Raw genomic sequence first — 20,552 nt, 5'->3', positions numbered from 1 at the left:
CCCCACCACGGTCCCGCCCTTCGACAGGCTCAGGGACCGAAACGACCTCAAGAAAGAACCCACCCATGCCGAAGCCCACCACCACGCTCGACCACTACACCGTCTGGTTCCTCACCGGCAGCCAGAACCTCTACGGCGAGGAGACCCTCCGTCAGGTCGCCGAGCAGTCCCAGGCCATCGCCGCCGAGCTCGGCGCCGCCGCCGACGTCCCCGTGCGGATCGAGTGGAAGCCCGTCCTCAAGGACTCCGAGTCGATCCGTCGCGCGATGCTCGACGCGAACGCCGACGACAGCGTCATCGGTCTCGTCACCTGGATGCACACCTTCAGCCCGGCCAAGATGTGGATCGCCGGGCTCGACGCGCTGCAGAAGCCGCTGCTCCACCTCCACACGCAGGCGAACGTCGAGCTGCCGTGGTCGGAGATCGACTTCGACTTCATGAACCTCAACCAGGCCGCGCACGGCGACCGCGAGTTCGGGTACATCCAGACGCGTCTGGGCGTCGCCCGCAAGACGGTCGTCGGCCACGTCTCCGACCCGCGCGTTCAGCGTGAGGTCGGCACCTGGCAGCGCGCCGCTGCGGGTTGGGCGGCCACGCACGAGCTCAAGCTCGCGCGCTTCGGCGACAACATGCGCTACGTCGCCGTCACCGAGGGCGACAAGACCGAGGCCGAGCTGCGCTTCGGCGTGCAGGTCAACACGTGGAGCGTCAACGAGCTGGCCGAGGCCGTGCACGCGTCGACGGACGCCGACATCGACGCGCTCGTCGCCGAGTACGAGGAGCTGTACGACGTCGTCCCCGAGCTGCGCAAGGGTGGCGAGCGGCACGAGTCGCTCCGCTACGGTGCCGCGATCGAGCTGGGCCTGCGCTCCTTCCTCGAGGCCGGCGACTTCGCCGCGTTCACGACGAGCTTCGAAGACCTCGGTGAGCTGCGTCAGCTGCCGGGCCTCGCCGTCCAGCGCCTCATGGCCGACGGCTACGGCTTCGGTGCGGAGGGCGACTGGAAGACCGCCGTCCTCGTGCGCGCCGCGTCCGTCATGGGTGCCGGCCTCCCCGGTGGCGCGTCGCTCATGGAGGACTACACGTACCACATGGAGCCCGGCAACGAGCTCATCCTCGGGGCGCACATGCTCGAGGTCAGCCCGACGCTCTCTTCGGCTCGTGCCACCCTCGAGGTGCACCCGCTCGGCATCGGCGGCAAGGAGGACCCGGTGCGCCTGGTCTTCACGGCCGACTCCGGCCCCGCCGTGGTCGTCGCGATGAGCGACATGCGCGACCGCTTCCGGCTGACGGCGAACGTCGTCGAGGTCGTCCAGCCCATCGAGGCCCTGCCGAAGCTGCCCGTCGGGCGCGCCGTGTGGAAGCCGGCTCCGGACTTCGCGACGTCTGCCGCCGCTTGGCTGACCGCCGGTGCCGCGCACCACACCGTCATGTCGACCGCCGTGGGGGTCGAGGTGTTCGCCGACTTCGCGGAGATCGCCAAGACCGAGCTCCTCGTGATCGACGAGTCGACCACCACGCGCGACTTCCAGCGCGAGGTGCGCTGGAACAACGCGTACTACCGCCTCGCCCAGGGGTTCTAGCCCCGGGACGATCCGATCGAGACGGCCTCCCGCCCACCGGCGGGAGGCCGTCTCGCGTCGTGGTGTCGTCGATCGTGCGGTGCGACGACGGCGCTTGCTAGCCTGGGGCGACGTGCCGGGGGTGGTGCGCTGAGCGACGGGGGTCGACCGATGACGGATGTGTTCACGCAGACGGAGCAGCACGAGCCGGGCGATGAGGGGACGGCCGAGCCGACGAGGCTCGGGTGGAAGCTCGCGATCGGTGGGACCGTCCTCGTCGCCGGCGTCGGAGCGGTCCTCGCGATCGTCGCAGCGACCGGCGGGTTCACCGCCGCCGACCCAGCGGCCGCCGAGCGGGCGATGGAACGGTGCATCGAGGAGCAGTCGAGCCGCATCGTCGACGCCGGCGACCGCACCCCGGCCGAGGCCGCCGCCGAGGGATGTGCGCTCGATGCCGAGTCGGACACCTTCCTCGACGAGTACGGCGACTGACCCGGATCGGTTCGGGAGCGTTCGAGCGCGCTACCGGAGCCCGATGATCGTGCCGACGACGAACAGCCCGAGCGCGCTCCACATGAGGATGTCGTCGACGCTCATCCGGACGCTGAGGCGCCGACCACGGGTGCTGACGCGGCCGGCCGCCGCGGTCGAGGCCGACTCGTCCGTCTTGGCGCTTCGCCGGTCACCTCGGGTCTCCCGCCACCGTGCCCAGCGTTCGACGCGGTCGTCCACGGCGTCGACAGCGGCGGCGATGTCCTGCCAATCGTCGACCTTCGTCGTGACGAGATCGTCGCTGGTCACGAGCAGGAGCCAGTCGTCGACGATCTCCACGTCGAAGCCGCGCACGTGGTCGAGCAGTCGCGCCATCACGTCGGGCGTGAACAGATAGAGGGCATCGGCCTCGTAGCCGACCGGGCAGTACAGCTGGAAGTGGCGGTCGAACCCGCCCTCGAGGCTGAGCCGCTGCGCATCGGCCGGGGCGCCGGCGCCAGTCATCCCTCGGCGGCGGCCGTCCTGGGCGCGGAGCAGGATGTGGGGGAGGGCGACGGGCATCCGGAGTGCGCAGTAGCCACCGAAGGGGGCCGCGAGGTTCTTGCGGTTGCCGATGACCTCGTAGTCGGCGATCTCGATGCCGCGCGGCTCCCGGCTCCGGAGGACTCGGTGGAGGTTCACCGACCCGCGGCTCCGCCAGGGCATGTCGCGCTGGAGGGCGATGGGACCGACGCGGTAGTCGAACCCGTTGGCCTCGGCGAAGCTGGCGAGGCGGAGGTGTGTGCGTCGCATGGTCCTACGCGACCAGACCCGGATCGTCATGCGGACGAGGATCACGGCGAGGAGGATCATGACCACCACGAGCGTGCCCATGCCGAAGGCGATCCCTCCCGCGTTCCTGCCGCCTTGAGCGTAGGCGAGCAGGCCGACCAGGCCGAAGAAGAAGATGCCGAACAGTCCGCCGATCGCGCCGAGGGTGGTGGTGAGCCGTCGGACTCGCCCGATGCGATCGCGGGCGCCGGGGTCCTCCCTGACGAAGGCTCGCCACTGCTCGTGAACCTCGTGTCGGGGAAGCGGCCGGGTGAGCGCACTCATGTCGAGTGGTTCGGGAAGCGCCTGCACGCCCTCCAGCCTAGTTCCGCGTCGAGGCGCGGCCGGCTCAGTCGGGGGCGTCCGTCGGAGCCTCGTACCCGACCGGCAGCTCGGGGACGGTGCTCGAGCCAGTGTGGAACGCGGTGACCGCGAGGAGCGTCGGTGTCGGCGCTTCCGCAGAGCGGCCCGCCTCATCGACGACGTCGGGGACGAGCCCGATCGTCAGCCGATCGGTCGTGACCGGTTCGAACACGTGCACCCTCGAGACGCCGACGGAACCGGCTTCGACGAGCGTGCGGCCGTCCGGTGTCCGGACCTCGTGGCGGTCGATCAGCTGCCCGGCGGTGAGGTCCTCGTGCAGCCGGAGGTGATCGATGGTGACCGGCTCCGCGAACGTGACGGTGACCGTCGACCCGTCGGCGGTCAGGGTTCCCGGGATCGGCCGCGCGAAGCGGCGGTCGCGCTCCGCGGCCCAGGCGGTCACGCGTTCCACATCGGCGTCGGGGAGGAGCCCGCGGGTGTCGGGTGGGAGGTTGAGGAGCAGGTTCGCGCCGAGTCCGACGGACCGGTAGAAGATCGCGAGCAGATGCTCCATCGACTTCGGCTCGTCGTCCGGGTGCCAGAACCAGCCGCGGCGGATCGAGACGTCGCACTCCGGCGGCAGGTACAGGGCCTCCTCGAACCGGCTGGTGACGACGGTGTAGTTGCTGAAGTCGGTGTGGTCGACGACGTACCGCACCGGGTCTTCGGCGAGACCGTTCTCGTTACCCACCCAGCGGATCGTCGGGGCGCCCATGTTGAACACCATCGCCTGCGGCTGGAGTCGTTCGATGATGGCGGTGATGCCGGGCCAGTCGTAGGTGTACCCCTCGGACCCGGCGCCGTCGAACCACAGCTCGACGAGCTCGCCGTAGTTCGTGCACAGTTCGGTGAGCTGCCGGGCGTACACCTCGGCGTAGCGCGCCTCGTCGGCGTACTCGGGAGCGTGGCGATCCCACGGCGAGAGGTACAGCCCCAGTCCGAGACCCGCTTCGCGACAGGCTGCTGCGAGCTCGGCCACGATGTCGCCGTGGCCGTCCCGCCACGGTGAGGATGCGACGCTGTAGTCGGTCGTCGTGGTCGGCCAGAGACAGAACCCGTCGTGATGCTTCGCGGTGAGGATGACGTATCCGGCGCCGATCGAGGCCGCGACGCGCACCCACTGCCGCACATCGAGGTCGCTCGGATCGAAGCTCGAGGCGGGCAGGGTGCCGTCGCTCCATTCCTTGCCGGCGAAGGTGTTGACCCCGAAGTGGAAGAACACGCCGAAGCCGTCCTGTTGCCAACGCAACTGGCCCTCGGTCGGGACGGGACGATGCTCGTGGTGGTGCGGCTGTCGACTCACTTGACTCCTCCTGCTGCGACGCCTCGGTGGAACCATCGTTGCAGCACGATGAACACCACGAGGACGGGGACGACGGCGATGATGGATCCGGCCATCACGACCCTGGGGTCGAACCCGAACGACGACGCCGAAAGTCGTGCGAGTCCGAGCGAGACGGTGAACGACGACTCGCTCCGCAGGACGAGGAGCGGCCAGAGGAAGTCGTCCCACGCGGTGATGAACGAGTTGACGACGACGACCAGCATCGCGCCGATGGACGACGGCAGGAACAGGGCGGTGAACCGCTGCCACTCCGAGGCTCCGTCGAGGAACGCGGCGTCTTCGATCTCGTCGGGCACCGCCGTGAATGAGGCCCGCATGATGAGGACGTTCATCGCGGAGACCGCACCGGGGAGCCACGCGCCGACGAGGGTGTCGAGCAGACCGAGCTCCTGGGTCATGAGGAAGAGCGACACCATGATCGACTCGAACGGCACGACCATCGACACGATCAGCACGGTGAAGGTGACCCGCCGCCCGCGCCAGCCGCGTCGGGAGAGCATGTACCCGGCTGCGGTCGGCAGCACCACCTGGGAGGCGATGGTGAGCGCGCAGACGATCGCGCTGTTCGTCAGGTAGGCGTCCATCGGGATCTGCCGGAAGATCGTGACGTAGGCGTCGAACGTCGGCAGCTGTGGGAACAGGGTGGCGTCGCGCCCGAAGAGTGCTTCGCCGGAGCCCTTGAGCGACGACAGGAACTGCCACAGCAGCGGGCCGACGGAGATGACGAGGACGAGGAGCAGGAGCGCGTACCGCACCGGTGTCGTCCTCGACCAGCGCCGACGCCGACGCCGCAGGAGCGGTCGTGCGGGCGACTGCTCGATGCGCGCGCTCATGCGTCCCGCTCCCCGCCGAAGCGCTGCGCCAGCACGGCGAACACCGCGGTGAGGGCGAAGAGTGCCACGCTCGCGGCCGCACCGTAGCCCGCGTTCCCGGTGATCGGGTCGAGCGCTGCGTCGCGGATGAAGAAGGGGAGTGTCCGTGCCTCGCCTCCCGGACCACCGGTGGCGCCGCCGAGCAGGTAGACCTCGCTGAACACGCGGAGCGACCCGATGCCGGCGAGGAGCCCGACGAGGAGCATCGTGAGGCGGGTGCCCGGCACCGTGATGGTGAGGAACCGTCGCGTCGGGCCGGCGCCGTCGAGCTCGGCCGCCTCGTACAACTCGCGAGGGATGTTCGAGAGCGCCGCCAGGTAGAAGATCAGGTACCACCCGAGCCCACGCCACACCGTGAGGGCGATGGCGCTGAGCAGGATGAGCGACCCCTCGGAGAGGAACGGCACCGCCTGCTGGATGAGACCGACCCGCTGGAGCACCGTGTTGACGGGCCCCTGTTCACCGAGGAGGTTCTGCCAGACCAGCCCGACCGCGACCACGGACGCCACGATCGGAGCCGCGTAGGCGGAGCGGAAGAACCCCATCCCGGGGAGTCGGGTGTGGACGAGCTGCGCGAGCAGCAACGGGAGGACGACCAGCAGGGGGACGGCGATGATCGCGTACAGCACACTGTTGCCGGTCGCGGACCAGAACGCGGGGTCCTGCAGGATCGAGCGGTAGTTGTCGAGGCCGACGAACGCTCCACCCATGCCGAGCGGGGAGGTGTCGGTGAACGACAGCGCGATGGTCCCGACGAAGGGCCCGACGCTCCAGATCGTGATCATGAGCAGCGCGGGTGCGCACCACAGCAGCGGCACCCAGGGCGGTCGATAACGCGCCGCGCCGTTCAGGTGGATCGCGGTCGTCATCGAGCGTCGGCTCCGATGACCCGGTTGGCCGCGTCCTGGGCGGCCTGGAGTGCCTCACGCGGCGCCTTCTTCCCGGTGAGCGCCAGCTGGAGCTCGGCGTTGACCGCGTTCGCGACCGCGTCGCTCCACTGCACGATGGTGACGATCTCCGCTTCGTCGGCGAGGTCGACGGCGAGACGGTTCGCCTCGTCGATGGGTGCGGTACCGGTGATGTCCGTGAGCTTCGGGATGCCGAGCGACTCGGTGGTGCTCGGGAAGTTCTGGATGCGTGGGTCGCTGATGAAGCGGCTCTGCTGCTCGGCGGCGAGGAGGAACCGCGCGAACGCGATGGCGGTGGCCGGGTTGGTGCTCGTGCTCGGGACACCGATGGTCTGCACCTCGGCGATCGCGGTGCCGCGGCGGTCGAGGAGGGACGAGACGCCCACGTGCTCGTACACGCCCGGGTTGCCCTCCTGCACGTACCGGAGCGACGAGGCGTTCGGTGAGCCCCAGACGGTCGCGCCCTGGGTGAACAGGGCGGTGGGCTCGTCGTCGGACGCGATCGAGTCCTTCGGGATGCCGCCGGCCAGCGCGAGTCGCGTCATGCGCTCGGTCCACTCCTGCACGGCCGGATCGTCGGCGAAGACGAACGCCGAACCGTCGTCGGCGATGACCTCGGCCTCCTGCAGCTGCCACTCGAGCGGGAGTCGCAGACCGAGACTCGCGGAGAAGGCACTGAACTCGCCGTTCGACCGTTCGGCGACCTGATCGGCCGCGTCGAAGAGTTCCTCGAAGGTGGTCGGCGGCTGCTCCGGGTCGAGCCCGGCGCGCTGCATGAGCTCGGTGTTGTACGTCTGGAGGCCGATGAGGCCCCAGTACCAGGGGAGCACGTAGTGGTGGTCGTCGCCGGGGAGGACCAGGCTGTCCCACAGGCTCGGGATGAAGTCGTCGCCGATGCCCGGTGACGCGGCGTCGAGGTCGGCGAGGAAGCCCTGTTCGCGGAGCCCGCCGGCGGTGGCGAGCGGCATGTTCACGACGTCTGCCAGCGAGCACGCCTGCGCGTCCGCGACGAGCCGGGTGGCGAAGCTGCCGTCGCCAGGGTCGTCCTCCCAGGTGACGGTCGTGCCGGGGTAGGCGGCCTCGAAGTCCTCGATGAGTTCGGTGAAGTACTCGGAGAACGAGGCCTTCAGTGCGGTGGTCTGGAAGGTGATCTCGCCGGACGGCGTCGCGTCGACCGGCGTGCCAGCGGCGAACTCGTCTGCGATCGCGCAGCGACCGACACGCTCGCCCCCGGCGTCGCTCGTGCACGCGGAGAGCACGGCCAGCGTGGCGGCTGCAGCGGCGATCGACAGGGTTCGTTGGTGCTTCATGGGGGCTCTCCTCGTCCGCGGACGGGTTCGTCAACCGTCCTTGCATATCGAGGATAAGCATGAGGTATGTGATATGCAAGCCCTGTGTACAAAAGCCTCATGAGGGCTGCTTGTGGAGTGCACTCAGCCGTCCAGTCGACGGAACCCCATGGTCATGGCCGGATATCGGTGGCCCATGGCCGGGAATCCCTCGGCAGGGTTCGCAGCACCCGTCAGAATGAGGGCATGACCGAACAACGCGCCGTCCTCGATGCCACCGTCAGCTTCCTGAACGGCGGCGGTCTCGCCGTCGAGGACTTCCGTCTCGACCTGCCGCCCGCCATCGCGCAGGCGAAGGGGAAGGCGCAGCAGCAGGAGGTCGGTCGGCTGCTCGTCACGCACCTCGGTCTCGCGATGGTCGGCGAGATCCGCATCACCAAGCTCGAGATCGTGCGCGAGCAGCACAAGGGCTCCCGCGGGATCCTGGCGGCGGCAGCGGCAGCCGGACTCGAGATCCCGGACGCCGCAGCGCATGCGGACACCGTGCGCCCCCGTCCGGAGGGCGCGCTCGTCGAACTCAGCCACCCGATCCGTGCCGGCCTCCGCACCTACCCGGGGCTGCCGGAGCCGGTGATCCGTCCGTTCCTCACGCGTGAGGACTCGCGCCCGAAGTACGCCGAGGGCACCGAGTTCGCGATGGACATCATCGAGATGGTGGGCAACACCGGCACCTACCTCGACAGCCCGTACCACCGCTACGCCGGCGGCGGCGACCTCGCGAGCCTGACGCTCGAGCAGCTCGTCGACCTCCCGGCCGAGGTGTTCCACCTCCAGGACTCCACCGAACGCGGCATCGGCGCGAACGTCTTCCTCGAGCGCGAGCTGCGCGGGACCGCCGTCCTCCTGCACACCGGTTGGGACCGCCACTTCGCGACCGAGGCCTACACGAAGGACGCTCCCTACCTCGCCGAGGACGGGGTGCGGTACCTCGTCGAGCAGGGCGTGGTGCTGGTCGGCATCGACTCCATCAACATCGACGACACCGAGCCGGGATCCGGTGGCGCGCGTCCGGCCCACTCGCTGCTCCTCGAAGCCGGGATCCAGGTGGTCGAGCACCTCACCGGCCTCGAGCAGCTCCCCGCGAGCGGCGCCGCCTTCACCGCGACGCCGCCGCTCGTCGAGGACTTCGCGACCTTCCCCGTCCGCGCCTTCGCGCGACTGCCCTAGGCGCGGTCGGAAGACCGTCCTCGCGGTGCCGTCGGCGCGCTGAGGACGGTCCCGATCACTCCTCGATCTCGGCCCGCAGCAGTGCCGCATCGGTGTGCTGCTCCAAGCGCTCGTGCGCGTCCGCGAGTTCGGCCGTGACCGTCGTCCAGTCGGGCGAGCCGGCAGGCAGGCGTCCGCGAGCCGAACGGAACAGGTCGACGGCACCGGCGTGGTCGTCGACGGCGACCCGCGACCTCGCCGCGAACACCTCGGCCACCGCCGCGCCGTTCTCGTCGCCGGCGGCCACGAACCCCGCAGCGGCGAGCCGAGCCGTCGCCGTCGCGTCGTCGGCGCGTCCGAGCGCACCGAGCGAGCGGGCCTCCGAATCGGTGATGTCGGCCACGAGCCACGCGGCCTCGTGCGCCGAGGCGATGTCACGAGCCTCCGAGTAGAGCGGCAGCCCGGTGTCGTCGCCGAAGGCCGCCCGTGCGCTCGCCGCACGCTGGAGTGCCTGGACGAGGAGCTGCGGGTCGCCCAGCCGGCGAGCGGCGGCGAGGGCCTGGTCGATGACCTCGATCGCGTCGTCGTCCTCGAACTGGACGAGGAGCGTGCTCAACCCGAAGCCGGTGCGGATGACCACCTGGTCGTTCCCGACGGACGCGGCGTCGTCGATCGCTGCGCGCCACACGCCGTACGCCATGCCGTGTTCGCCGATCATGCGCGCGGCCTCGCCCATGTTGGCGAGCAGGTCCGCGAGCTCACCCGGCGCGGCGTGCTCGCGCTTCGCCTGGTAGACCTCGTCGTAGTGCTCGAGCGCCGTGGCGGCATCGCCCGCGAACTGGAGGTACCGCGCGAGTTGGAGGGTGAGCGAGTCGAGGTCGTCGTACTCCGCCCGCTTCGCGTGGGTGATCGCCAGCTGCATGCGGGCCGCGGCCTCGCGGTCACGGTCGGCGTCGCTCAGGAGGGCCGCCGAGAGGGAGCACGCCTGGATGATGCCGAGCCGGTTGCCGAGGAGTGTCTGGAGGGCGACGAGTTCGTCGGCGAGCGCGACCCCTTCGGCGAAGGCCCCGGCCCCGCCGAGCATCCGGGTGCGGAGCGTCAGCGCGGGGAGGCGGACCGACGCCCGCTGCCCGGGCTCGAGGAGTGGGTCGAGAAGCTCTGCCGCCTCCTCGATCCGGCCGGTCACGGCGAAGAGGTGCGCGTGCAGGAGACGGGCCGGCGGGCCTGCCTCGCCCGGGTCGTCGACCGCGGCGGCGAGCACGGCCTCACCGGCGAGCCGGTCGGCGATCCCCATGAACCGTTCCGCGGACTCCTGCTCGGTCTGCGCTCCCGCGAGCTCGAACGCATGGCGCGCGGTGACGACGAGCGTGTGGATGAGCCGGTCCGCGTCGACGGGGACGAGACGGGCGTCGTCGAGCTCGGCGAGCAGGAGGGTGAGCCGGTCCTCGGTCGCCGTGCCGAGGAGGGCCACGCCGAAGCGGGCCTCGACGTCGGCGACCGCGATGCGTCCTGCCGCACGGAGCGCGGTGTCGCGGTCGGCCCAGGCCGCCGCTCGCGCGGTCGTCGTCACCCTCGATGACCGCTGCCTGCGCGATCGCGCCGAGGAGCCCGGCGCGGAGGTTCTCGTCGGGATCCGCGTCGTCCGCGAGGAGCGCGAGGCCCTGCTCGGCGGCGACGATCGCACCGCGTGGGTCGGCGCTCTGCAGGAGCGCGGAGGTCCGTTCGCGCCACTCGGCGGCCGTGGTCGCCGGTTCCGGCTCGGCGACCGGGGCTGCGAACCCCTCGACCGACAGCGGGAGGTCCCAGTGTTCCGTCGCGAGTGCCCGCGCGGCCTCGAGCCGCTCGGTGCGGAAGCCGTTGCCGTTGCGTTCGTCGAAGGCACGGGTCAGGTGCTCGGCGGCTGCCCAGGCGCGCGCCGCGACCGCGCTGACGGTCCAGTCGGCGGCGTCGGTCGACTCGGTGCCGAGGTACCGGGCAAGGTCCGGGGCGTCGGCACCGCGGACGGGCAGATCACCGTGACCGGCTCGGGCGACGGCATCCAGCAGGACGCCGACCGCGATGAGCCCGTCGGCGTGCCCGGACAGGTTGATGGGGTCGTTGACGAGGGCCGGCAGGTGGCGTTCGAGCATCGCCAGGCCGCGCGCCTCGTTGCCCGTGACGGCGCAGAACACGAGGTGGTCGGCGATGATGCCGAACCCGTCGGCGTTGGAACGGGCGACCCGGTAGCTGCGCTGGTGCGCCGCCTTGGCATCGTCGAACCGGCCGGCGCGGAGGTAGGGGAGGAGCGCCTGTGCCTCGCTCGTCTCCGGCTCCTCGCCACAGCTCATGCGGTTCTCGAACATCTCGTCGTAGATCCGGATCGCGTCGTCGTCGTGCCCGCGGAGCTGGTGGAACCAGGCGTCCTCATTGCGCACGCACGCTTCGCAGTGGCTGTAGCGGTCGTCCTCGATGGTCGAGCGGCGTTCCAGGAACGCGGCGGCCTCGTCGAGGCGACCGGTCACCGTCGCGATGTGGAACTGCGACTGCACCACGCCGCTCATCGTGGCGCCCGCTGCCGCGTACCTCGCCCGCATGTCCTCGTGCATCGCCTCGATCTGCGCGAGCGAGAACGTCGGGTTCGTCGACAGCCGGCCGGCCATCCACTTGTACTGGAACAGCAGGTCGCAGCCGTCGACCGTGATCGGGAAGCGCTCCGGGTCCGCGTCGTGCTTGCCGACGCACCAGCCGAAGGAGCTGAACATGGCGTCGGTGTCGCCCGTCATGTGTGCCGACTGGGTCAACCGCATGCGGGTCGCGTACGCGGCCTCCTCGTCGCCGGCGGCCTCAGCTCGCCGGAGTGCCTCGTCGAGCAGGGCGCGCTCGGCGGGACCACACGGCAGGGTGTCGGCCTCCTCGAGGAGGTCCTGGACGCTCGCGTCGGGGTCGATGTCGTTCACAGGGGTGTCGGTGGTGTCGGTCATCGGAGTTCCTTGTCGTCGAGACCGACACTGAGGCCGATCAGGTCGGTCATGGCTGCGTCGAGCATGCGGCGGTCGCGTGCTTCGAGGGGGCGGTGCCCGGCGAGGAGCGCCTGGACGTAGAGCAGTTGGATGCTGCGCTCGAACACGAGGTCGTCGTCGAGGGTCGCCAAGCGGCGGACGAGCGCCGCGTTCCAGTTGAGGCAGAGCCGGGCTGCAGTGTCGGCCTCAGTGCCTCCCGGGCCGGCGTCGGCGAGGAAGGAGTCGACGGCCCCGACGACCTGCGACCAGATACCCGGCGCGACCGAGGCGGCCCGGTGCCGCTCGAGCCGTCGGAGCACGGACGGGTCGGCGACGTACAGCGCGGCGAGGTCGTCCGGCCGGTACCGGCGCACCGAGACCCGGCACTCGACCTCGGCGAGCACGCGGCTGGCGCGGTCCTCGAGTGCCGTCGTCGCGGCGAGGTCGTCCAGGTGCGGCGGCTCGAGGTTGTCGAGCTCGTCGGCGACCGTCACCCGTTCGACCCGAACGCCGTCGATCAGGTGGGGCAGCCGCTCCAGGATCTCCTGGTCGTACACGTACCCGCCGTTGACGATCGGTGAGGCCGGATCGACGACCGCGGCGATCTGACGGAACTCGTCGCGGGATGCCGTGTACCGGATGACGCCGGTCTGCGACAGATGTTCGTCGATGGTCATCGTGCCGGCGGAGGTCTCGATCGGGAGCCACCGGACGACGGCGCTCGCGAGGTCGTCGTCGTGGGCGGCGATCGCCTTGATGCCGAGCTGGTGGACGCCGATGAACTCCTGGAGTCGGTGCGGCCGCTGGCGGGCGAGGTCGAGGATCCACCGTCGCAGGGTTGCTCCGATGGCCTCGCGGGTGAACTCCAACGCGTCGTCCTGCACGAGCTGCTCGCGCGACGCCGTCGGGCGGAGCCCCGTCGTGTCGACGATGCAGCGGACGAAGAACGCCCACTCGGGCAGCAGGTCGTCGATCTGTTCGCTCAGCAGCATGCCGCCGAGGTAGACCCGGCTCGCCTGCCGGGCGCCCGGCGGAGGCGGCGAGGGGAGGACGAAGGCGGTGCCTCGGGTGCCGGTGCCGGGCACCACGATCTCGACGGCGTCGAACGGGCGCGTCCCGAGGAGGTCCTCCCCGAACGCCAGGAGCGCCTCGCGAGTGGTCGCCTCAGCCGTCCGGAACACCGGGTCGACGTTGATGCGCACCGGGTGGTCGGGTGCGGAGGGGTCGACCACCTCGACGTCGAGGTCGAGGAACCGTCCGAAGGTGGTGGCGAGGCCGAGCACCGTGCCGTGCCCGAGCAGACTGCCGTCGTGCAGTGGGCCGTCGATGCGCGGGTCGAGTACGACCTCCGAGCCGATCGGCATGGCGGCGGTCGTGGCGTCGTCGAGTTCGCGGATCGTGAAGGTGCCGTCGGCGTCGCCGATCCACTCGATGGCCGGACCGCCACGAGCCGAGCGGCTGCGGACGGTGATGGTGTCGGCGACCATGAAGCAGCTCAGCAGACCGATGCCGAACCGGCCGAGGTAGTCGCCGCGCTGGAGTTCGTCGAGGTCGCCGCGCTTGGAGCTGCGGCCGACCGTCGCCAGCAGCTCGGCGGCCTCGTCGCGGGTGAGCCCGACACCGTCGTCGCGGAATCGGAACGGCGTACCCGCCTCCGAGCCGGACGGTGGCACGTGCGGGGTGATGAGGAGTCTGCCGGGAGGCGCCGTCGGGTCGTCGGCGCGACGGGCTGCGACGGCGTCGCGTCCGTTCTGCAGGAGCTCGCGGAGGTAGACGCGCGGTCCCGAGTAGATGTGGCGGCTGAGCAGGTCGACGACTCCGCGGAGATCGACCTGGAACGGCAGCGGGGCTCGGGAGTGGTCTGGCATGGCTCTCTTCCGTCGGCGGCTACGGGGCCTGCATCGGGGGTGCATGCAGGGTGGATCGGGCTCCGGACAGGCGGCCCGCGACCGGTTCGCCTGCAGCCGGATCAGCCTAGCGAACGTCGTGAAACGGATGCTGGGCGGTCGCCTGAGGGTCGTCGAGGCGACGCTGCTCCCCAGGGGCTGTGGAGCGAGGTCGACGCCGATCGGTCGTCCGGGGGTGTCGCGAAAACGCGTCCCCGGCTGCTAGCCTTGACGCCGCTTCTCGAATCGATTCGACATCGATTCGGACCACTCCTCCCACCCCCGCACCTCGCTAGGAATCCGTTCACCAGTGCACACCGCAGGAATCACCGTCGTCCACCCCGGGGACTCGCTCTCGGGCAGGCAGCGCCTCGTCTACATCCTCGTGCTCGGCGCGCTCACCGCGCTCGGGCCGTTCACCATCGACCTCTACCTGCCGGCGTTCCCGATCCTCGAACAGGACCTCGACGTCCCGGTCAGCCTCATCCAGCTCACCCTCACCGGGACCACGATCGGCTTCGCGGTGGGTCAGCTCTTCATGGGGCCCTGGAGCGACAAGGTCGGCAGGCGTCTCCCGCTCATCCTCGCGACGAGCATCCACATCCTGGCCTCGGTCGGCGCCGCGTTCGCGCCCGACATCGGGTGGCTCATGGTGTTCCGCGTGCTGCAGGGTGCCGGTGCGGCGGCCGGTGGTGTCGTCGCGATGGCGATGGTCCGCGACCTCTTCGGCGGGAAGCCGCTCGTGCGGATGCTGTCGCGACTCGCGCTCGTGAACGGGCTCGCGCCGATCGCCGCTCCCGTCATCGGGTCGCAGCTCCTCCTCGTCCTCGACTGGCGCGGACTCTTCGTGTTCCTCGCCGCCTACGGGCTGTTCGTCGTCATCGCGGTGTCGCTCTGGATCGTCGAGACCCTGCCGCCCGCGCGGCGTCGCGACGCCGGGCACAGCACCGTCCGCGACCGCTACCGCTCGGTGTTCAGCGACCGCGTGTTCGTCGGTGTCGCCCTCATCGGTGGCATGAGCTTCTCGGGCCTGTTCGCCTACCTCTCGAGCTCGTCGTTCCTCTTCCAGGAGGTCTACGACTTCGACGCACAGGAGTACGGTCTCCTGTTCGCGGTGAACTCGCTCGGCATCGTCGCCGGGGTGCAGATCTCGTCGCGCCTCATGCGCTGGTACGGGCCGCAGTGGATCCTCGCGTGCACGACCATCGTGCAGCTCATCTCCGCAGTGACGATCGTCGCGCTGACGATGGCCGACGTCGGGCTGTTCGGTGTGCTGGTGCCGCTGTTCTTCTTCATCCTGTCGTGTGGCTTCGGCTTCCCGGCGGTGCAGGTGCTCGCCCTCGCGAACCACGGGCACGAGGCCGGGACGGCGGCGTCGCTCCTCGGGGCGCTCAACTTCGGGCTTGCGGGACTCATCTCGCCCATCGTCGGTGTGCTCGGGATCGGTACCGCGATCCCCATGGGTGCCGTGATGGCCGCGACCTCGGTCGTGTCGGTGTGTGCGCTCTGGTTCATCGTGCAGCCGAAGAAGGTCCCGGCCCTCGCCGGCTGACCTGGTGGCTCGCGCCGTCAGGTCACCGGTCCACGCCGTCGAGGTACGTCCACGCGCCGGTGTCCTTCGAGAACCGACTCCGTTCGTGCTGGCTCCCCGCCGAGCCCCGCACGCCGGGAACCTTGTGGTGCGCGACGAACTCGACCATCCCCTCGGTGTCGAGCAGCCCACCGCGGGAGGTCGCGACGATGTCGAGCCGGTACCAGCGGAGTGAGTCGTCCAACTCGAGCGACGCCGGCCTGGTCGACGGATGCCAGGTGCGCAGCAGGTACTCCGCGTCACCGACCGCGAAGGCCGAGAACCGCGACCGCATGAGCGCCTCCGCGGTGGCCGCCGACGACTCACCTCGGTGCAGGCGCCCGCAGCAGGCGCCGTACGTCTCGCCGGACAGGCAGGGGCACCGCGCGTCGTCGGCGAGGGGAGCGGTGCGGGCGTCGTGGGTCACTGCTCCAGTATCGCCCGCCAGGCCCGCAGCTCGTGCTCGTCGGCCGTCGGTCGCCAGCGCATATCCGGCGGCGTATCGGCGCGGCGATCAACGCGTCATCCTCCTGGCGCAAGCCCACGCGTGAGGCATACCCGACACGGCATGATGGGACGATGACGGCACCCGACGACCACGACGACCCAGCAGCTGCACCGGCTCCCGAGGTGCACGAGGCGGTCTCGCCAGCTCTCGACGAGTCGGGTGCGCTCGCGATGGATCCGGACCCGGCGTCGATCCGGCCCGATCCGAAGCTCGCTGCGAAGGTCTCCCGGCGGTGGCCGTTGATCAGCGGCGCGATCGCCGTGGTCCTCGTCCTCCTGCTCGGCGTGCTGCTCTTCCAGCGCGGCCCGAACGCCCCGTTCGGGTTCGACGAGGAGTGGATGCAGGAGGTCCTCGAGGAGCGGTCGCCGTGGCTCGTCCAGGCTGCGCTCGTCATGAACTGGCTCGGCGGCGGGGTCGTCGCGATCTTCGTCGTGCCGCTGCTCGGGATCGCCGTCCTCCTGCTGCTTCGCCGACCGTGGGCCGCCCTGTACTTCGCGATCGTCTCCGCCCTGAGCGCCGGAGCGGTGCAGATCATCAAGAACATCGTCGGTCGATCGCGGCCCGAGGACATCCTCGTCCACGCGGACTTCGGTTCGTTCCCCTCGGGGCACAGTGCGAACGCGGCGACCATCGCCGTCGCGTTCGGGATCATCTTCCCGCGGGTCTGGGTGTGGTTGATCGGTGTCGCCTACACGCTGCTGATGATGCTGTCGCGGACCTATCTCGGCGCCCACTGGGTGAGCGACACGATCGGTGGGCTGCTGCTCGGTGCCGGTGTCGCGCTCATCATCGCGGTGCCGTTGCTGCACCGGATGTCGACCGAACCGAAGAAACGGGTCCCGCTGACCGACGGCTGACCGAGTGGACGCCCGGCGCTTGATGCCGGTCGTCCAGCGCTCGTCGTTCGTGTTCCGTCCTGACGCCAGCGCGGTGCGCTGACCCCAGACCGCCCGGATGGGCGTGAGCGCGGGTCCACCGCGTGGGCGCGCCCCTCCGGAGGCCCGCGCTCACGCCACAGACCCGCGCTCGCGTCAGCGCACCGCGCTGGCGGCCACGACACCCCGTGCCGGCGGAGCGGTAGTCTGCTGACAGCCGGGAGCCGGCCGGGGGAGGAGACGCGTGTCGATCACGATGCACGACGTCGCCGCACGCGCGGGCGTCTCGATCAAGACCGTCTCGAACGTCGTCAACGACTACCCGCACGTGAGCGACGCGACCCGCTCCAAGGTCGAGCGCGCGATCGCCGAGCTCGGCTACCGCCCCAACCTCTCGGCCCGGAGCCTCCGCTCCGGCCGGTCCGGCGTGATCAGCCTCATCATCCCCGACCTCCGCAACGCCTACTTCGCGGAGCTCGCGGACGCGGTCATGCGTCAGGCTCGTGCGCGCGGGCTCTCGGTGCTCATCGAGCAGGTGGCCGGCGGTCGCGACGTCGAGCTCGAGATCCTCCGCGGGCCGCGCATGCAGCTCGTCGACGGCATCCTCTACAGCCCGCTCAGCCTCGACCGCGACGACAGCGCGCTCCTCCCGGACGGGCCCATGGTGATCCTCGGCGAGCAACTGTTCGACGGCGACCGCGACCACGTGACGATGGCCAACGTCGACGGCGCCCGCGCGGCGACCGAACACCTGCTCGCGCAGGGCAGACGCCGCATCGTCGCACTCGGCACCGACCCGCACGACACCCTGGGGCCGGCCGCCCTCCGTCTCCAGGGGTATCGCGAGGCGCTCGAAGCCGCGGGCATCCCGGCCGATCCCGCCTACGTCAGCACCGTCGTCAGCTGGCACCGCAGCGACGGGGCGAACGCGATGCGCGAGGTCATCGCCGCGGGCCTGCCGTTCGACGGCGTCGTCGCCTTCAACGATGCGATGGCCCTCGGTGCCATGCGCGTCCTCCAGGACGCCGGGCTCCGCATCCCCGACGACGTCGCGATCATCGGCTTCGACGACCTGGACGAGACGCGCTACGCCCTCCCGACCCTGTCCACGGTCGACATCGGCCGGGAGGAGATCGCCGAGCGCGCCGTCGAGCTCCTGATCGAGCGGATCGCCGCACCCGGGCAGCCGGAGGCACCGCGCGCGATCGTCAGCGGCTTCCGCGTCGTCCCGAGGGAGTCCACCGGCTCCGTGATCGCCCACACGCCCGGATCCAGGGCCGCTCCTTCAACGTTGTAGAGTGCGTACAGGGCGGCCGGGCATGCCGCCGCCGAGGAGGATCATGGCGACCACCCTGCACGACGTGGCGAAGCTCGCCGGGGTGTCCGCCAAGACCGTCTCGAACGTCGTCAACGACTACCCGCACATCAAGCAGGCGACCAAGGAGCGGGTGCTCGCGGCGATCGCCGAGCTCGGCTACCGCCCGAACCTCTCCGCACGCGGGCTCCGCTCCGGCCGGTCCGGCGTCATCAGCCTGATCATCCCCGACCTCCGGAACTCCTACTTCGCCGAGCTCGCCGACGCCGTCATGCACGCCGCCGACGCAGCGTCGGCCTGTACGGTGCTGATCGAGCTGAGCGGCGGCGACCGGGCAGCGCGAGGCCGAGCTCGTTGCGCGGCGCACGGACTCCGCTGCGGTCGACGGTGTCCTCTACAGCGCGCTCCACCTCGGCGACGAGGACCTCGCCGTCGTGGAGGAGGTGCACACATCCCGATGGTGCTCCTCGGTGAGCGCATGTTCAACGCCCCGAACGACCACGTGACGATGCGCAACACCGAGGGAGTCGCGTGCCGCGACGGAGCATCTGATCGCGCTCGGTCGGACGACGGATCGTCGCCTTCGGAGCGCACCGCGCGCGACGATCGATCGGTTCGGCCAGTCTGCGTCTCGCCGGGTATCGAGCCGCGCTGGAGGCTGCCGGCATGGTGTTCGATCCGGCGCTCGTCCGCGAGGTCCCGGTCTGGGGTCGCTTCGACGGAGCGGTCGCGATGCGCGCGATGCTCGACGAGGGTGTCGCGTTCGACGGCATCGTCGCGTTCAACGACGCCCTGGCGCTCGGAGCCATGCGCGTCCTGAGCGAACGAGGCGTCGCGCATGCCCGATGAGGTCGCGGTCATCGGCTTCGACGACATCGACGAGGGTCGGTACTCCCTGCCGTCGCTGTCGACGATCGCGCCGGGGCGGGAGCAGATCGCCCGAGACCGCCGTGGATCGCTGCTCGTCGAGCGGATCGCCGGCGGGAGTCGATGATCGTGCCACCCCGTCGCGTGCTACGCGGACTTCGAACTGGTGCGACGTGAGTCGACCGCGTCCTCGCCTGTCGGCGCCGATTCCCCATCTCCAGATTCGTGTCTTGACAGCCGCCGGATCGGCGCACGAGCATCATGCTTCTACAACGTTTACCTTCAACGTTGTAGAAACCTGGACGACGACGTCCCCGGAGAGGACCCACGCCGTGACCGAGCAGGCGAAGGACAAGAAACTCGCCGCCGAGGTCGCGAAGGACATCTTCGGCACCGACGAGGCGTGGAAGATCGGCATCGAGCAGGGTGCGCTGTTCCCGACGTACAAGCCGATCCTGGAGTCCGACTACTTCACGAACCTCGAGTACCCGTTCTTCGGTGGTCAGCAGATCAACAAGGACGTCTTCCTCGCCGCGGCGGCCGGCTACAGCGGCTTCACGTTCAGTCCGTTCCAGAACTACGCGTTCGACCAGTTGACCGAGCAGCAGTACGCGATGGTCCAGGGCGAGAAGACCGCCGACGAGGCGCTCGACGACCTCCAGGCGAGCCTCGAGAAGTACGCCACCGAGCAGGGCTTCACCTCGAAGTAGCCCGCCGGGGCGGCCGCGACGCCGCCCCGCACGTCCTCCGTCACCGGGGCGGCGCAGTCGCCGCCCCGGTGGTCCCCACGACTCGAAAGCAGCATCATGGCACTCACCACCGGATCGGCCTGGCGGCCGACGCGTCGGCTCGCACCTCTTCCTCCTCGCCCTCGTCATCTACTTCATCCTCCCGCTGTGGTGGTTGATCGTCGCCGCCACGAAGGACACCTCGGGACTCTTCACCGGCTCGGGTGGGCCCCTGTGGTTCGACGGCGAGTTCAACTTCTTCGACAACCTCGCGGAGCTCTCGACCCACCAGGGCGGCATCTACTGGCGCTGGCTCGGCAACTCGTTCCTGTACGCCTTCTCCGGCGGTATCGGCGCGACGATCCTGGCGGTGCTCGCGGGCTACGGGTTCGCGAAGTACCGGTTCCGTGGCCGGACGGTGTTCTTCAACCTGCTGCTCGGTGCCGTCATGGTCCCGCTCACGGCCCTCGTCATCCCGACGTTCGTCCTCCTCAGCCAGGTCGGTCTGGTCAACACGGTCTGGGCCGTGATCCTGCCGTCGCTGCTCAGCCCGTTCGGCGTCTACCTCATGCGCATCTACACCCAGGACGCCATCCCGGACGAGATCCTCGACGCCGCGCGGGTCGACGGCGCAGGGGAGCTGCGGACGTTCTTCCAGGTCGCGCTCCCGCTGCTGCGACCGGCGATCGTCACGGTGCTGCTGCTCTCGATCGTCGGCACGTGGAACAACTTCTTCCTGCCGCTGGCGGTGCTCAGCGACCCGAACCTGCTTCCCGTGACGGTCGGACTGAACAACTGGACGGCGCTGTCGAACGCGGGTGCCGGCGGCGAGCAGGTGTGGAACCTCATCGTCACCGGGGCGTTCATCTCGATCGTGCCGCTCATCATCGCCTTCCTCTCCCTGCAGCGGTACTGGCAGGGCGGGCTCTCCCTCGGCAGCGTGAAGTGAGCCGCTCCACAGACGCGCCGCCGCGGCGT

19 protein-coding genes and 1 pseudogene are annotated in these 20,552 nt (G+C 70.2%); 11 read left to right on the top strand and 9 right to left on the bottom strand.

Features of this window, described 5'->3' with window-relative positions:
- The first annotated feature begins 65 nt into the window (after nt 1-65).
- Complete coding sequence (gene araA / locus AC5JOC_RS15915; RefSeq protein WP_056014267.1) at nt 66-1,583, top strand: L-arabinose isomerase; 1,518 nt, start codon at nt 66-68, stop codon at nt 1,581-1,583.
- A gap of 150 nt (nt 1,584-1,733) precedes the next feature.
- A complete protein-coding gene (locus tag AC5JOC_RS15910; protein WP_124769981.1) occupies nt 1,734-2,054 on the top strand; it encodes a hypothetical protein in 321 nt (106 codons plus the stop codon).
- 30 nt (nt 2,055-2,084) lie between these two features.
- On the opposite strand, the gene AC5JOC_RS15905 is transcribed toward AC5JOC_RS15910, so the two are convergent.
- The 5 genes from AC5JOC_RS15905 to AC5JOC_RS15885 all read right to left on the bottom strand — a co-directional run bounded on the left by AC5JOC_RS15905 (nt 2,085) and on the right by AC5JOC_RS15885 (nt 7,662).
- Nucleotides 2,085-3,149, bottom strand: a complete 1,065-nt coding sequence (locus AC5JOC_RS15905; protein ID WP_411556835.1) for a hypothetical protein — start codon at nt 3,147-3,149, stop codon at nt 2,085-2,087.
- A 64-nt stretch (nt 3,150-3,213) separates the two neighbouring features.
- Nucleotides 3,214-4,530 carry an alpha-L-fucosidase gene (locus tag AC5JOC_RS15900; RefSeq protein ID WP_494246801.1) on the bottom strand — a complete coding sequence of 439 codons (1,317 nt, stop codon included), beginning with the start codon at nt 4,528-4,530 and terminating at the stop codon, nt 3,214-3,216.
- Nucleotides 4,527-5,405, bottom strand: coding sequence for a carbohydrate ABC transporter permease (locus AC5JOC_RS15895; protein WP_411556833.1), 879 nt, complete (start codon nt 5,403-5,405; stop codon nt 4,527-4,529). Before AC5JOC_RS15895 ends, AC5JOC_RS15900 begins: the two co-directional genes overlap by 4 nt.
- Nucleotides 5,402-6,313: a carbohydrate ABC transporter permease gene (locus tag AC5JOC_RS15890; RefSeq protein WP_124769977.1), complete on the bottom strand. Its 912-nt coding sequence runs from the start codon at nt 6,311-6,313 to the stop codon at nt 5,402-5,404. Before AC5JOC_RS15890 ends, AC5JOC_RS15895 begins: the two co-directional genes overlap by 4 nt.
- Nucleotides 6,310-7,662 (bottom strand): extracellular solute-binding protein, encoded by a 1,353-nt coding sequence (locus tag AC5JOC_RS15885; protein WP_124769976.1) that lies wholly within the window; start codon nt 7,660-7,662, stop codon nt 6,310-6,312. Before AC5JOC_RS15885 ends, AC5JOC_RS15890 begins: the two co-directional genes overlap by 4 nt.
- Nucleotides 7,663-7,887: 225 nt before the next feature.
- Here AC5JOC_RS15885 and AC5JOC_RS15880 point away from each other — a divergent pair, with 225 nt between their 5' ends.
- Nucleotides 7,888-8,868, top strand: a complete 981-nt coding sequence (locus AC5JOC_RS15880; RefSeq protein ID WP_079706786.1) for a cyclase family protein — start codon at nt 7,888-7,890, stop codon at nt 8,866-8,868.
- 55 nt (nt 8,869-8,923) lie between these two features.
- Here the strand turns inward: AC5JOC_RS15880 and AC5JOC_RS15875 are convergent, their stop codons facing one another.
- The 3 genes from AC5JOC_RS15875 to AC5JOC_RS15865 are packed head-to-tail and all read right to left on the bottom strand — an operon-like array spanning nt 8,924 to nt 13,693.
- Complete coding sequence (locus AC5JOC_RS15875) at nt 8,924-10,141, bottom strand: hypothetical protein (protein ID WP_494246800.1); 1,218 nt, start codon at nt 10,139-10,141, stop codon at nt 8,924-8,926.
- The gene (locus AC5JOC_RS15870) at nt 10,113-11,807 is read right to left on the bottom strand and encodes a hypothetical protein (RefSeq protein WP_494246799.1); all 1,695 of its coding nucleotides are present in this window, start codon (nt 11,805-11,807) and stop codon (nt 10,113-10,115) included. The genes AC5JOC_RS15875 and AC5JOC_RS15870 overlap by 29 nt, the downstream gene beginning before the upstream one ends.
- Entirely contained in the window at nt 11,804-13,693 is a 1,890-nt protein-coding gene (locus tag AC5JOC_RS15865; protein WP_494246798.1) for an HSP90 family protein, read from the bottom strand. The genes AC5JOC_RS15870 and AC5JOC_RS15865 overlap by 4 nt, the downstream gene beginning before the upstream one ends.
- A 328-nt stretch (nt 13,694-14,021) precedes the next feature.
- On the opposite strand from AC5JOC_RS15865, the gene AC5JOC_RS15860 reads away from it, so the two are divergent.
- Nucleotides 14,022-15,263 (top strand): multidrug effflux MFS transporter, encoded by a 1,242-nt coding sequence (locus AC5JOC_RS15860; protein ID WP_205858686.1) that lies wholly within the window; start codon nt 14,022-14,024, stop codon nt 15,261-15,263.
- 22 nt (nt 15,264-15,285) lie between these two features.
- Here the strand turns inward: AC5JOC_RS15860 and AC5JOC_RS15855 are convergent, their stop codons facing one another.
- Nucleotides 15,286-15,708 (bottom strand): YchJ family metal-binding protein, encoded by a 423-nt coding sequence (locus tag AC5JOC_RS15855; protein WP_192005755.1) that lies wholly within the window; start codon nt 15,706-15,708, stop codon nt 15,286-15,288.
- A gap of 152 nt (nt 15,709-15,860) precedes the next feature.
- Here AC5JOC_RS15855 and AC5JOC_RS15850 point away from each other — a divergent pair, with 152 nt between their 5' ends.
- From AC5JOC_RS15850 to AC5JOC_RS15820, 7 genes and pseudogenes are all read left to right on the top strand, one after another.
- Complete coding sequence (locus AC5JOC_RS15850; RefSeq protein WP_228501947.1) at nt 15,861-16,646, top strand: phosphatase PAP2 family protein; 786 nt, start codon at nt 15,861-15,863, stop codon at nt 16,644-16,646.
- 262 nt (nt 16,647-16,908) lie between these two features.
- A complete protein-coding gene (locus AC5JOC_RS15845) occupies nt 16,909-17,961 on the top strand; it encodes a LacI family DNA-binding transcriptional regulator (RefSeq protein ID WP_159879813.1) in 1,053 nt (350 codons plus the stop codon).
- A 22-nt stretch (nt 17,962-17,983) separates the two neighbouring features.
- Nucleotides 17,984-18,139: pseudogene (locus AC5JOC_RS15840) on the top strand (LacI family DNA-binding transcriptional regulator); the annotation flags it as partial.
- Nucleotides 18,140-18,552: 413 nt separating this feature from the next.
- A complete protein-coding gene (locus AC5JOC_RS15835; protein WP_494246900.1) occupies nt 18,553-18,828 on the top strand; it encodes a hypothetical protein in 276 nt (91 codons plus the stop codon).
- A complete protein-coding gene (locus tag AC5JOC_RS15830) occupies nt 18,818-18,973 on the top strand; it encodes a substrate-binding domain-containing protein (RefSeq protein WP_494246797.1) in 156 nt (51 codons plus the stop codon). Before AC5JOC_RS15835 ends, AC5JOC_RS15830 begins: the two co-directional genes overlap by 11 nt.
- A gap of 205 nt (nt 18,974-19,178) precedes the next feature.
- The gene (locus AC5JOC_RS15825) at nt 19,179-19,556 is read left to right on the top strand and encodes a hypothetical protein (protein ID WP_494246796.1); all 378 of its coding nucleotides are present in this window, start codon (nt 19,179-19,181) and stop codon (nt 19,554-19,556) included.
- Nucleotides 19,557-19,749: 193 nt separating this feature from the next.
- A complete protein-coding gene (locus AC5JOC_RS15820) occupies nt 19,750-20,523 on the top strand; it encodes a carbohydrate ABC transporter permease (protein WP_494246795.1) in 774 nt (257 codons plus the stop codon).
- Nucleotides 20,524-20,552 lie beyond the last annotated feature (29 nt).

This window comes from Plantibacter sp., from assembly GCF_059073635.1.
The sequence above is the reverse complement of the archived record's forward strand: the minus strand, read 5'-3'. Positions and strand labels throughout refer to the sequence as shown.